Raw genomic sequence first — 12,815 nt, forward strand, 5'->3', positions numbered from 1 at the left:
GTCGGCCCACGGCCGATTGTTAGCGCTAACATTTGCCGATCGACCCGGTAGGGGCCGGATTCCGGAGGTGGATGTGAACGGGGGACGACTACGGCGGTATGGCCCGGCGCCACCTTCGAGTGACGCGTGCCACACACTGTTAGCGCTAACATGTCGCGTGTCAAGGTGCGTTTACCGCTCTGATACACCGGCGTCCGGTTCCGGACGCCGGCCGCGGACCGCTCCCCCGCCCCCGGCGGAGCGGGACGATCTCTCGGCGCGCTCCCCTACGCCGCGCGGCCGCGGCGGCGTAGCGTCGGGTTATGAGCGATGAACCCGTCCTCGTCGAACGCGACGGCGCCGTAGTGACGATCACCATGAACCGGCCCCGGCGTCGCAACGCGCTGTCACTGGAGCAGATGCGCCGGCTGATCGAGGCCTTCGAACAGGTAGCCGCCTCCGACGCCACGGGGGTGGTCCTGGCCGGCAGCGGTCCGGTCTTCAGTGCCGGCCACGACTTCGCCGACGTGGCCGAGGCCGACCTCGACGGCGCCCGGGAACTGCTGCGCACCTGCGTGCGCCTGATGGAGACGATCCAATCGGTGCCGCAGGTGGTACTGGCGCGGGTGCACGGGCTGGCGACCGCCGCCGGATGCCAACTGGTCGCCGACTGCGACCTGGCGGTGGCCGGGCACAGCGCCGGCTTCGCCGCGCCCGGCGGCAAGGGCGGCTGGTTCTGCCACACCCCGATGGTGGCGGTCTCGCGCTGCATCGGCCGCAAGCGGGCGATGGAGATGGCGCTGACCGGCGACACCTTCGACGCCGACAGCGCTGCCGAGTGGGGTCTGGTCAACCGGGCGGTGCCCGACGCCGAGCTGGAGTCGGCGTCGCTGGATCTGCTGGAGCGCGCCACCCGCGGCGCGCCGCGCAGCACCGCGCTGGGCAAGCAGACCCTCTACGCCCAGTTCGACCGCCCCGAGCGCGACGCCTACAGCCACGCATTGGAGGTGATGGCGGCCAGCAGCCAGACTCCCGAGGCGCGCGAAGGCATCGCCGCGTTCCTGGAGAAGCGCACGCCGAACTGGCGTGAGGCGTGAGGCGAATGCACTCAGGCGCGCTGCCGGGCGGCGGGCGCCTGCCGCCTCAGCCGCCGGGCGGCCGCCCCGAGCCGCCCTCGACGGGCGGTCGGGCGGCGGCGACCAGTTCGGCGACCGCGTCGCCGGCCGATCCCAGTGCGCGCTCCAGGGGGCCGCGCCCCAGCAGCATGCGCCACAGGGTGGCCAGCAGCAGCGCCCCGATGACGAAGATCTCCAGCCGGAAGGGCGCCACGTCGGTGAAGGAGAACCCCAGCGCGGCGATGACCAGGATGTGGCCGGTGTAGATGGTCAGCGCCATGGACCCGGCGGCGGCCAGCGGGTACAGCGGCGCGGCCGCGATGTCGGCGGCGGCCATGCACGCCACCAGCACCAGCAGCGCGGTGCCCAGGGCGCCGGCGATCTCCAGGCCGGTGCCGCTGTGCGGTGTGGCCACCACCAGGTACCACGGGGAATCGGTGGGCACCTGGCCGTGCAGGTCGTTCAGCTCGGTGGCGATGTCGCTGCGCAGCGGACCGCGCAGCGCGGGGTCGGTATCCGAGAGGTCGATCGCTCCGCCCAGCCGGACCTGGATCAGCCGGTCGATGCCGCCCAGCGGGTACAGCAGCAGCCAGGAGCCTCCGTAGCCCAGCAGCGCGAGCCCGGCGCCGCCCGCTGCCAGGGCTGCGCGGACGCGCGGCGCCGCGAGGTCGAGGCGGCCCGCCGCCATGCCGGCGACGACGAAGGCCATGAATGTCGCGGCGGGGTAGTAGCCGGTCAGCAGGAAGTCGGTGATGCCGCCGATGGAGCCCACACGGGGGCCCGGCTCGCCCATCCGGTCGCGGATCGCGAACGACAGCACCGGACCCAGCACGGCCACCGCGGCGGCGACGGCGCCCAGGGCGGCGGCGCGCAACCGCAGCAGGGGCAGTGCGAGCAGGAAGAAGCCGCCGTAGTAGGTGAGGATGACGGCGATCGGCGCGCCGGTGAGGTCGAGCATCACGCCGAGCAGTGCCAGCACCAGCGCGCGCACGAGGATGCGGGCGCGCGCCCGCTGCAGCTCGGTGCCCTCGACCGGCCGGGTGCGGCCGGTCATCAGTGCAAGCGAGACGCCGGCCAGGAAGGCGAACAGCGCAGACGAGCGCCCGCGGGTGAGCTGGTGGAAGGTCTCGGCGGCGGACTCGCCGAAGGCGTCGCCGCCGAAGACGCCGATGGATCCGACGCCGAGGTGGACGGTGAACATGCCGAACACCGCGAGCGCGCGGGCGACGTCGATGCCGACGATCCGCCCGCCCCGGGCGTCGGGGGAGCTATGGGCTCCGCGCTGGGGAATCTGCTGCGCCACGCGGCCCAGACTAGGCGGGTTGGCGCGTGTTTGTCCCCTCGTGTCCTCGGCACCCGGCCCCGGCACCCCCGGCGACAGCCGCTGCGCCGGGGCCTCGCCCCGCCGCGGTCAGGCGTCGGAGGAGCGCTCGGCGGCCAGCCGGGTGAAGTAGTCCAGCGCCTCGGGATTGGCCAGGGAGTCGCGGCTGGCGACCCGCTCGGGGGGCTCGCCCGTCAGGATGCGCTTGACCGGGACCTCCAGGATCTTACCGGAGAGGGTGCGCGGCACCTGCCCCACAGCGCGCACGGCGTCGGGGACGTGGCGGGGCGAGCAGTCCTCGCGGATGCCGCGGGCCAGGCGCCGGGTCAGGTCGTCGTCGAGGTCGGCGCCCTCGCGCAGGACCACGAACAGCTCGATGCGCGAGCCGCCGTCGGCATGGGGCACGTCGACCACGAGCGCGTCGGTGATCTCCTCCAGCGCCAGCACCGCGCGGTATATCTCGCTGGTGCCCATGCGGATGCCGCCGCGGTTGATGGTGGAGTCGGAGCGCCCGTAGATGACGGCGGTGCCGCGGTCGGTGATCCTGATCCAGTCGCCGTGGCGCCAGACGCCGGGGTACATGGAGAAGTAGCTGTCGCGCAGCCGCTCGCCGTCGGGGTCGTTCCAGAAGTAGATCGGCATTGACGGGGCCGGCCGGGTCACCACCAGCTCGCCGACCTCCTCGATCAGCTCGTTTCCGTCGGGGTCCCATGCGGCCACGGCCATGCCCAGGCAGCGGGCCTGGATCTCGCCCTCGTAGACGGGCAGGGTGGGCACCCCGCCGACCAGGCAGCTGCAGATGTCGGTGCCGCCGCTGGTGGAGAACAGCCACAGGTCGCGTCCGAGTTCGCTGTAGCACCACTCGAAGCCCTCGGGGCTGAGCGGCGAGCCGGTGGAACCCACCGCGTGCAGGCGGGACAGGTCGCGCCCCTGGGCGGGGTGGACGCCCTCCTTCATGCAGGAGGACAGGAAGCCGGCGCTGGTGCCGAAGACCGTGATCTGGGCGCGTTCGGCCAGGTCCCACAGCGCCCCCAGATCCGGGTGTCCGGGGCTGCCGTCGTAGAGGACGATCGAGGCGTCGGTCAGCAGCACGCTGACCAGGAAGTTCCACATCATCCAGCCGGTGGTGGTGTACCAGAACACGCGGTCGCCGGCCTGGGCGTCCAGGTGCAGGTTCAGGTTCTTCAGCTGCTCCAGCAGGATGCCGCCGTGCCCGTGGACGATGGCCTTGGGCAGGCCGGTGGTGCCCGAGGAGTACAGCACCCACAGCGGGTGGTCGAAGGGCACCTCGGCGAAGGCGAGTTCGGCGCCGACCCCCGCCGACTCCAGCTCCTCCCAGGACAGGGTGCCGTCGACGGGCGTGTCGCGCAGGTAGTTCAGCACGACGGTGTGCTCGACGGTGGGCAGCTGCTCGCGCAGTTCGGCGATGACGTCGGCGCGGTCGAAGTCCTTGCCGCCGTAGCGGTAGCCGTCGACGGCCAGCAGCACCTTCGGTTCGATCTGGGCGAACCGGTCGACGACGCTTCGCACGCCGAAGTCGGGGGAGCAGGACGACCACACGGCGCCGATGGAGGCGCAGGCGTAGAACGCGGCCACGGTCTCGGCGACGTTGGGCAGGTAGGCCACGACGCGGTCCCCGGGCCGGACGCCGAGGTGGCGCAGGCCCTGGGCGATGGCCGCGGTGCGCTCGCGCAGCTCCCCCCAGGTCCACTCCCCCATCATGCGCAGCTCCGAGGCGTGCCGGACGGCCACGGCGTCGTCGTCGCGCCCGGCGAAGATGTGGCGGGCGTAGTTGAGCCGCGCGCCGGGGAACCAGGAGTCTCCGGGCATGGCGGCGTCGGCGAGCACCCGCTCGTAGGGGGTCTCGGCGCTGACGCCGTAGTACTGCCAGATCGCCGACCAGAAACCGTCGAGGTCGGTGACCGACCACCGCCACAGCGCGTCGTAGTCCTCGACCTCGACGCCGCGGTGCTCGCGCACCCACCGGGTGAAGGGGGTGATGTTGGCGCGCTCGCGCCGCTTCTCGTCCGGCTTCCACAGCATCGGGGGCGCTGTCGGCATATCCGGCTTCCTCCTTCGTGGTGCGCGCCGGAGCGCGGGGTCCGGCCCAGCGGGTGTGACGCCCATCATCTAACAACAGACGCCGCAGGTGACACGCGGGCGGGGTGGTGGGGGCCCGCCACATTCCGTGCACCCCGGTGGTGTGAGTGCCGATTCCGCCGCGGCGGCGAAGTCGCGCGGGCGGAGTGCGGCCGCGCCTTCGGGCAGCGCCCCCAGCAGCGGCAGGCCCGAGACCTCCTCAAGGTCGGCGATGTTGCAGCGGGCGGCCAGGTCGGGGCGGGCGGGCCAACTGCCGACGACCGTGCCCGCACAGCTCAGACCGCGGGCGGCGATCGCCTCCACGGCCATGGCGGTGTCGTTGAGGGTGCCCAGCCCGGCGCGGACGACCAGCAGCAGCGGGGCACCCAGCTCGGCGGCGACGTCGGCGAGCGTGTCGCCGGCGGCGTGCAAGCGCACCAGCAGGCCTCCGGCCCCCTCGACGAGCACGAGGTCGTGGTCGCGGGCCAGGGCACGGGCGGCGCGGGCGGCGTCGGCGGCGCGCACGCCCGGCCGGCCCGCCCGCGTCGCGGCCGTCGCCGGTGCAAGGGGGTCGGGATAGCGCTCCAGTTCGCACACGGCGGTTCCGGGGGCCAGGCGCGCCACCTCGTCGGCGTCGCCCGCCTCGCCGGGTACGACCCCGGTCTGGGCGGGTTTGAGGGCGGCTGCGCGACCGGGGTGCAGGGCGGCGAGTGCGGCGGTGACCGCGGTCTTGCCCACCCCGGTCCCGGTGCCGGCGACGATGAGGATCACCGCTGCCGCCGGGCCAGGCTCGCGCGGGCGGCGGCGAGCATGCCCGCGGTGATGCGGGCGGTGTCGTCGCTGCCGCAGACGTAGGGCGGCATGGTGTAGATCATGTCGCCGAAGGGCCGCAGCCAGACTCCTGCGTCGAGCGCGGCGGCGGTCGCGGCCGCCGCGTCGACAGGGCCGTCGAGCTGGATGACGCCGATCGCGCCCAGCACCCGCACGTCGGCGACTCCGGGCAGCTCGCGCGCGGGGGCCAGGCCGTCCTCGAGTTCGCGGGCGATACGGGCGACACGGCCGCGCCAGTCGCCGTCGGCGAGCAGTCCGATGGAGGCGGCCGCCACCGCGCAGGCCAAGGGGTTGGCCATGAACGTGGGGCCGTGGGCGAGGACGGGAACCTCGCCTCGCGCGATGCCCTGGGCGACCTCGGCGGTGCACAGGGTGGCCGCCAGTGTCATGTATCCCCCGGTCAGGGCTTTGCCCAGGCACAGCACGTCGGGCACGACGCCGGCGTGGTCGGCGGCGAACAGCTCACCGGTGCGGCCGAATCCGGTGGCGATCTCGTCGAAGACCAGCAGCACGCCGTACCTCCGGGTGATGCGGCGCAGTTCGGCTAGGTAGGCGGGATGGTGGAAGCGCATGCCGCCGGCGCCCTGCACGACGGGTTCGACGATGACCGCGGCCAGCTCGTCGGCGTGCTCGGCGACCAGTTCTTCCAGCCGGGCGGTGTAGGCGGGGTCGGGTGCGGCGCCGAAGCCGGCGGGCGGCCGCTCGGCGAAGACCTGGCGGGGCAGCACGTCGCCCCACAGCGTGTGCATGCCGCCGTCGGGGTCGCAGACCGACATGGCATGGAAGGTGTCGCCGTGGTAGCCGCCGCGCCAGGTGAGCACGCGCCGCTTGGCGGGGCGGCCGGCTGAGCGCTGGTACTGCAGGCACATCTTCAGCGCCACCTCCACCGACACCGATCCGGAGTCGGCGAGGAAGACGTGCCGGAGCGGGTCGGGGGTGCATCCGACCAGGGCCGCGGCGAGCCGGGCGGCGGGCTCGTGGGTGAGCCCGCCGAACATGACGTGGCTGAATGCGGCGGTCTGGGCGCGCACCGCCTCGTCCAGGACGGGGTGGGCGTAGCCGTGGATCGCCGACCACCACGACGACATGGCGTCGACGACGTCGTATTCGGCGCCGGTTTCGGGTTCGGCCAGCCGCAGCCGGGCGCCCGAGGCGCCCAGGACGACGCGGGGCCGATCGGCGGTGTCGATACGGGAGTAGGGGTGCCACAGGTGCGCGCGGTCGATGCGCCCGATCCAGTCGGCTCCGAGGCCGGGCCCGGGCGCCGCCTCCGGCGGGGTCGGGGCCGCGGCTCCTGCGGGCGGGAGGCTGTCGCTCATGGTCGGCGATGGTGCCGAGGGCGCGCGGCGCGGCGGAAGACGGTTCACCCCAGATTTCGGCGCCGGTTCTTTGTCGCTTTCCGCAGGTGACCGCGGTGCTTCAGGCGTGTGACAGTGGCTTTCGGCCCTCGGGCGGCCCGGCAGCCGGCCGGGCCGGTGCGGACAGGAGGCGCGCTGCCCGCACAGGGCCGGATCAGCGCGGCCCGGCCGCCGCGCCGACGGCGTCGCGACGGCCGGGCATGCGCAACGGGCCGTCGGCGCCGGCGGGGCCGGGCGCTGCGCGACCCGGACACCGCGTGCGACGGGCCGGCGCCCGCACGCGTGCATCCACGACGAGGACGGCATGGGCGACAGCGACCCCTTCGAGCGGCTCGGCGCCGCGGCGGCCGAGCGCGCCGCCGCGGGCCTGACACGGCGGCTGCGTCCGCGCCCGCCGCAGGAGGCGCCGGATGCGGTCGACCTGGCCGGAAACGACTACCTCGGCTTCTCACGCCACCCCGAGGTGGCTGAGGCGGCGGCCGCGGCCGCGCGGCGCTGGGGTGCGGGCGCGACCGGGTCGCGCCTTGTCACCGGGGACACGCTGCTGCACCGCGAACTGGAGGAGGAACTGGCCGACTTCTCCGGCGCCGAGGCCGCTCTGGTCTTCTCCTCGGGCTACACCGCCAACCTGGGCGTGGTCACGGCCCTGGCCGACGGCTCGACGGCGCTGGTGTGCGACCGCCACAACCACGCCTCCCTCATCGACGCCGCGCGCCTGGCCAAGGCGCGGGGCGCGCAGGTGCTGCTGTTCGACCACGCCGACTCCGCCACGGCCGAAGCGGCACTGGCCGGCAGCGCGCGCGAGCACCGGATTCTGCTCAGCGACACCGTGTTCTCCGTGGACGGCGACCTGACCGACATCGCGGCCTTGGCCCGAGCCTGCGCCGAGGACGGCGCCGCGCTGGTGGTCGACGACGCCCACGGCCTCGGGGTGGTGGGTGAGGGCGGCGCGGGGGCGTTGAGCGCCGCCGGGTTGCGCGGTGCGCCGGGGACGGCCGCGGCGGTGACGCTGTCGAAGGCGCTGGGCGCCCAGGGCGGCGCGGTGCTGGGCCCGCGCCCGCTGATCCGCCACCTCGTCGAGACGGCGCGCACGTTCATCTTCGACACCGGGCTGGCCCCGCCCGCCGCCGGCGCCGCGCTTGCGGCGCTGCGGTTGCTGCGGGCCGAACCCGAGCGGCCCCGCCGACTGCGCTCCCTCGCGCGGCGGATCTCGGCGGAGCTGACGAGCGCCGGGTTGGCGGCGACCGCGCCGGACGCGGCGGTGGTGTCGGTCCTTGCGGACTCGCGCGAGGAAGCGGTGGCCTGGGCCGGGGCCTGCCGCGCGGCGGGAGTGGACGTGGGCTGCTTCCGGCCGCCGTCGGTGCCCGACGGCCGATCACGACTGCGGCTGACGGTGCGCGCCGACCTCACCGACGCGCAGGTGGACCGCGCGTTGGAGACCGTGGTCGGCACCCGGCCCCGCGGGTCGGGCTGAGCCGGCGCGTCCGGTCCGCCCGCCGGCGTTCCTCGGCCCGCACGCGGCCCCGTCCCGTGCGGCCCCCGGCCGACGGTCGCAGCCGCCCGGGTAGCCTTCGTGCAGTGGACGCCGGTCCGCCGCGCCGTGCGCCGGAGAGGCCGCACGGCCGCGAACGCGCTGAGAAGGGAAGGCAGAGCAAGCGGTGCGCATCCCCGAAATCAGTCGGCGGACACGGATCATCAGCGCAACGGCGGCGGCCGTGGTGCTGGTGTGCGTCGCCGTCCTGCTGGTGCCGGTCACCCGCGAAGGCCTGCAGGACACCTGGTGCGCGCTCACCGGCCAGGGCTGCTCGCGGCTGGAGGATCCCGACCGCCGCGACTACGCCGACGGCTCGGGCTGGCGCCAGCGTCTGGCCCCCGACGAGGCGGCGGCCTGGGGCAACTACGTCGCCCTGGGCGACTCCTACTCTTCGGGCGAGGGCGCCGGCGACTACATCGAGGGCACGGCCGGCGAGGGCGACTGCCGGCGCTCGTCCCACGCCTACCCGACCCGTGTGGCCGACTCCTTCGACTTCGCGGGGCAGCTCGGCTTCTACGCCTGCAGCCGCCAGCGCGGCGCGTCGATGCTGGAGTCGCTGGAGAAAGCCGACTCCCAGATCTCCCAGGCGGGACCGCACACCTCGCTGGTCACGCTCGGCATCGGCGGCAACGACCTCGGGTTCACCAACGTGCTGCGGGCCTGCATGGTGCGGGTGCCGCTGATGGAGGCGACGGCCTGCCGCGACCAGGAGGAGGAGATCCTCTCGCGGATGGAGGAGTTCGACGCGACCCTGGAGGACATCGTCCGCGAGGTCCGCGACCGCGCGCCGGACGCGCGCATCCTGGTCGTGGGCTACCCGCGGATCTTCCCCGCGGACCCGTCGGGCATGTACTACACCCTGGCGCCGGGCGATCAGGAGTGGCTCAACGAGACGCTCCGGGACTTCAACACCCGCGTGCGCACGAACGTCGCCGAACTGGACGCCGAGATCGTCGCGGAGAGCCAGACCGGCAGCGTCGAGTACGTCCGGATGTCCACGGCGATCGAGGGCCACGAGGTGGGCACCGACGAACCCTGGCTCAACGGCGTGCTGCTGGGCGGCTTCGCCGAGGGCGTGGAGGTCGACCACGGCACCTTCCACCCCAACGCACGCGGGCACAAGGCCTTCGCCCAGCGCGTCCTGCGCCAGCTGAACCAGGGCCCCGACCGCAAGCTCTACGTGGCCGAGCAGACGCTGGACAACGCCGACCCCGAGGTGCTGGCGAGCGAGCTGGACTGATCCGCGCCCGGTATGGGACCGGTCCCGCTCCCGGCGCAGGGGAGCGGGACCGGCTGGAGCCGAGGCGACGAAGGTCAGGCCCGAGCGGCGCCCAGCTCGGACAGCACCGCCGCGACCTGGTCCAAGGCCCATTCGAGGTCGTCCTCGGAGATCACCAGCGGAGGTGACAGCCGGATCGTGGAACCGTGGGTGTCCTTGACCAGGACCCCGCGCTGGGCGAGCAGCTCGCACAGCCGCCGACCGCTGGCCAGCTCCGGCGCCACGTCGATGCCCGCCCACAGGCCGATGGAGCGCGTGGCGACGGCGCCCTGTCCCTCCAGCTCCTTGAGCCGGGTACGCAGCAGCTCGCCGAGCCGCCGCGCGTTGTCCAGGTAGGGGCCGTCGCGCAGCATGCGCACCACGGTGCCGCCGATCGCGCAGGCCATGGGGTTGCCGCCGAAGGTGCTTCCGTGTTGGCCGGGGTGGACCACGCCCAGCACGTCGTCGTCGGCGACCATCGCCGAGACGGGCATGATGCCGCCGCCCAGCGCCTTGCCGAACAGGTAGGCGTCGGGCACCACGCCGGTGTGCTCGCAGGCCCGCACGGTTCCGGTACGGCCCAGGCCCGACTGGACCTCGTCGGCGATCAGCAGCACCCGGTTGCGGTCGCACAGCTCGCGCAGGCGCGGCAGGTAGTCCGGTGGCGGGACGATCACGCCGGCCTCGCCCTGCACGGGCTCGACCAGCACGGCAGCGGTGGTGGAGTCGACGGCCGCCGCCACCGCGTCGGCGTCGCCGTAGGGGACCGTGCGGAACCCGGGGGTGTAGGGCCCGTAACCGCCGTAGGCGTCGGGGTCGTCGGAGAAGGAGACGATCGTGGTGGTGCGGCCGTGGAAGTTGCCGCCGGCCACGACGATGGTGGCCTGGTTGGCGGGGACGCCCTTGACGTCGTAGGCCCAGCGGCGGGCGACCTTGATACCGGTCTCGACCGCTTCGGCGCCGGAGTTCATGGGCAGCACCCGGCTCTTGCCTGCGAGGCCTGCCAGGTCCGTGACGAAGGGGGCGAAGCGGTCGTGGTAGAAGGCGCGGCTGGTCAGGGTGACGCGATCCAGCTGCTGCTGCGCGGCCGCCACGAGTTCGGGGTTGCGGTGACCGAAGTTCACCGCGGAGTAGCCGGCGAGGCAGTCGAGGTAGCGCCGCCCCTCGACGTCGGTCACCCATGCGCCCTCGCCTTCGGCCACGACGACGGGCAGGGGGTTGTAGTTGCGGGCGGAGTGGGCCTCGGCCAGCCGGATGTGTTCGGCGGTCGAGTCGACGGGGCCGACGGGGTCGCCGCCGGCCTGTGGTCCCAGAGCGCGGGTCTCGCTCATCCAGGTTCCTCCGATCACCTTTGATCGATTGCCGCTTCGGGGATACCCGTTCGCCTAGAGCACGAAGCGCCCGATCCGGTGCGCATGCGCCGCCGGGGGCGGCTGTGACCCTCTCGGTAGGTCGGCGGCCCCCGCGCGGTCGGCGCTATCCCACCCCCGGCCTGCTGTGATGCGCCCCATAGAGGCATCATCGATCGCCATGGCATTTCTCGGGTAGACCGCCGCTGGGAGACCCACGATGGAGACAGCCAAGCGCACAGCACGGGTCCGCCGCACCGCGGCCGGCCCGAGTGGACGCGTGCGGGCCGACGCCCGCCGCGACGGCGACCGGCGCCTCACGCTCGCGGGACTGCTGCGCGCGGTCGCCGCGGCCGTGCCCGAACGCACGGCTTTGATCGGCGGTGGCGTGCGCACGACCTACGCCGACCTCGACGCCCGGGCCGACCGCCTGGCCGCGCACCTGGCCGCGTCGGGTGCCGCACCTGGCGCCCGCACGGCGATCCTCAGCCGCAACCGGGTGGAGTGGCTGGAGGCGTTCTTCGGCGTCCTGCGCGCCGGGGCGGTGCCGGTCAACCTCAACCAGCGCTACATCCGGGCCGAGCTGGAGCAGGTGCTGGACGACTCCGGCAGCACCGCGCTGATCGCCGAGCGCTCGCACGCCGCCCGGCTGCTGGAGCCGGGCCCGCGGCCGCCGCAGCTGCGGCACACGGTCCTCCTCGACGACGGCACCCCGCCCGCCGCGTGGGAGAGCCGCGCCGGGGCCGGACCCGGCGTGACCGACTACACCCGGGCGCTGGCCGCGACCGGACCCGCGCCCGATCGCGCGGCCGAACCCGACTCCGCCGACGACGCGCTGTACCTGCTCTACACCGGCGGCACGACCGGGCAGCCCAAGGGCGTGCTGTGGCGCCAGGCCGACCTGTTCCGCGCCGCCCTGGAGTGGCGCGGCCGCGGCCACCCGCGCGCTTCGAGCCCTGAAGAGGTCGCTCAGCGGGCGCGGGACCGCGCTCCGCGGCGGCTGCTGGTGCTGGGCCCGCTGATGCACGCAGCCGGGCAGTGGAACGCGCTGTCCGTGCTCTTCGCGGGCGGCACCGTGGTGCTCTGCACCGACCCCGCCTTCGACGCCCAGCGGGTCGTGGACCTGGCCGAGGCGGAGCGGGTACACGCCGTCCAGGTCGTCGGCGACACGATGGCGCGGCCCCTGGCCGACCGACTGGCACAGCAGCCCGGCCGCTGCCCCGACCTGGCCGCCCTGACTTCCGGCGGCACCCCGCTGACGCCTGCCGTGCGGCGGATGTGGCGCGAGTGGCGGCCCGAGGTCGCCATCAAGGACAGCTACGGCGGCTCGGAGACCGGTGTGTGCGGCGCCACCGGCGGTGCGGGCGCCGCCGGCTTCGCGATGGGCGCGAGCGTAGCGGTGCTCGACGAGAACCTGCGGCCGCTGCCGCCCGGATCCGAGCGCGTCGGCCGCATCGCGCGCACCGGCCGGATTCCGCTGGGCTACTACAACGACCCCGAGGCGACGGCCCGCACGTTTCCCGTGGGCCCGGACGGGCGGCGCTGGGTGCTTTCGGGCGACTACGGCACCGTGGCCGAGGACGGCGCCGTCACCCTGCTGGGCCGCGGCTCGGCGGTGGTGAACACCGGCGGCGAGAAGGTGTTCGCCGAGGAGGTGGAGTCGGTGGTCAAGTCCCACCCGGGCGTCGCCGACGCCATCGTGGTGGGCGCCCCCGACGAGGTCCTGGGCCGGCGTGTGACCGCCATCGTGTCTGCGGCCGCCGAGGGCGCCCCCGACGCCGAGGAGTTGCAGACGCACTGCCGCCGGCACCTGGCGGGCTTCAAGGTGCCCCGGACCGTCCACTTCGTCGACCATGTGCGGCGCACGGCGGTGGGCAAGCAGGACTACCGCTGGGCGGCCGACCTGGTCAGCGCCCGCTCCCCGGACGGACCGCCCGCGGGTGGGGGCGAGGCTTCCCCGCAGGGGCGGTCGTCCGTGTCCAACCGGTGAC

General features: G+C 74.2%; 9 protein-coding genes. 4 read left to right on the forward strand and 5 right to left on the reverse strand.

Annotated features, from left to right (window positions below; translation table 11 throughout):
* Positions 1-302: 302 nt before the first annotated feature.
* Entirely contained in the window at positions 303-1,076 is a 774-nt protein-coding gene (locus LP52_RS03125; protein WP_040270613.1) for an enoyl-CoA hydratase-related protein, read from the forward strand.
* 46 nt (positions 1,077-1,122) lie between these two features.
* On the opposite strand, the gene LP52_RS03130 is transcribed toward LP52_RS03125, so the two are convergent.
* From LP52_RS03130 to LP52_RS03145, 4 genes are all read right to left on the reverse strand, one after another.
* A complete protein-coding gene (locus LP52_RS03130) occupies positions 1,123-2,397 on the reverse strand; it encodes a heparan-alpha-glucosaminide N-acetyltransferase domain-containing protein (RefSeq protein WP_052809367.1) in 1,275 nt (424 codons plus the stop codon).
* A 108-nt stretch (positions 2,398-2,505) separates the two neighbouring features.
* Complete coding sequence (locus tag LP52_RS03135; protein ID WP_040270614.1) at positions 2,506-4,458, reverse strand: acetoacetate--CoA ligase; 1,953 nt, start codon at positions 4,456-4,458, stop codon at positions 2,506-2,508.
* 87 nt (positions 4,459-4,545) lie between these two features.
* Complete coding sequence (gene bioD / locus LP52_RS03140; protein WP_084722832.1) at positions 4,546-5,265, reverse strand: dethiobiotin synthase; 720 nt, start codon at positions 5,263-5,265, stop codon at positions 4,546-4,548.
* Positions 5,262-6,644 (reverse strand): adenosylmethionine--8-amino-7-oxononanoate transaminase, encoded by a 1,383-nt coding sequence (locus LP52_RS03145; RefSeq protein WP_052809368.1) that lies wholly within the window; start codon positions 6,642-6,644, stop codon positions 5,262-5,264. Before LP52_RS03145 ends, bioD begins: the two co-directional genes overlap by 4 nt.
* Positions 6,645-6,987: 343 nt before the next feature.
* Here LP52_RS03145 and LP52_RS03150 point away from each other — a divergent pair, with 343 nt between their 5' ends.
* Together LP52_RS03150 and LP52_RS03155 are read left to right on the forward strand one after the other, a co-directional pair.
* Positions 6,988-8,157: an aminotransferase class I/II-fold pyridoxal phosphate-dependent enzyme gene (locus LP52_RS03150; RefSeq protein ID WP_052809369.1), complete on the forward strand. Its 1,170-nt coding sequence runs from the start codon at positions 6,988-6,990 to the stop codon at positions 8,155-8,157.
* A gap of 184 nt (positions 8,158-8,341) precedes the next feature.
* A complete protein-coding gene (locus LP52_RS03155) occupies positions 8,342-9,457 on the forward strand; it encodes an SGNH/GDSL hydrolase family protein (protein WP_040270618.1) in 1,116 nt (371 codons plus the stop codon).
* A 74-nt stretch (positions 9,458-9,531) separates the two neighbouring features.
* Here LP52_RS03155 and rocD read toward each other — a convergent pair whose 3' ends face one another.
* On the reverse strand, positions 9,532-10,806 hold the full coding sequence (rocD, locus tag LP52_RS03160; RefSeq protein ID WP_040270620.1) for an ornithine--oxo-acid transaminase: 1,275 nt from the start codon (positions 10,804-10,806) through the stop codon (positions 9,532-9,534).
* A gap of 238 nt (positions 10,807-11,044) precedes the next feature.
* Between rocD and LP52_RS03165 the strand changes: the two genes are divergently transcribed.
* Positions 11,045-12,814 (forward strand): AMP-binding protein, encoded by a 1,770-nt coding sequence (locus LP52_RS03165; RefSeq protein ID WP_084722833.1) that lies wholly within the window; start codon positions 11,045-11,047, stop codon positions 12,812-12,814.
* Position 12,815 lies beyond the last annotated feature (1 nt).

It is taken from the genome of Streptomonospora alba, from assembly GCF_000826685.1.
GTDB classification, from domain to species: domain Bacteria; phylum Actinomycetota; class Actinomycetes; order Streptosporangiales; family Streptosporangiaceae; genus Streptomonospora; species Streptomonospora alba.

Coding starts and splice junctions, on each gene's coding strand:
- LP52_RS03125 (WP_040270613.1), top strand. CDS start 303: ATGAGCGATGAACCCGTCCTCGTCGAACGCGACGGCGCCGTAGTGACG.
- LP52_RS03135 (WP_040270614.1), bottom strand. CDS start 4,458: ATGCTGTGGAAGCCGGACGAGAAGCGGCGCGAGCGCGCCAACATCACC.
- LP52_RS03145 (WP_052809368.1), bottom strand. CDS start 6,644: ATGAGCGACAGCCTCCCGCCCGCAGGAGCCGCGGCCCCGACCCCGCCG.
- LP52_RS03150 (WP_052809369.1), top strand. CDS start 6,988: ATGGGCGACAGCGACCCCTTCGAGCGGCTCGGCGCCGCGGCGGCCGAG.
- rocD (WP_040270620.1), bottom strand. CDS start 10,806: ATGAGCGAGACCCGCGCTCTGGGACCACAGGCCGGCGGCGACCCCGTC.
- LP52_RS03165 (WP_084722833.1), top strand. CDS start 11,045: ATGGAGACAGCCAAGCGCACAGCACGGGTCCGCCGCACCGCGGCCGGC.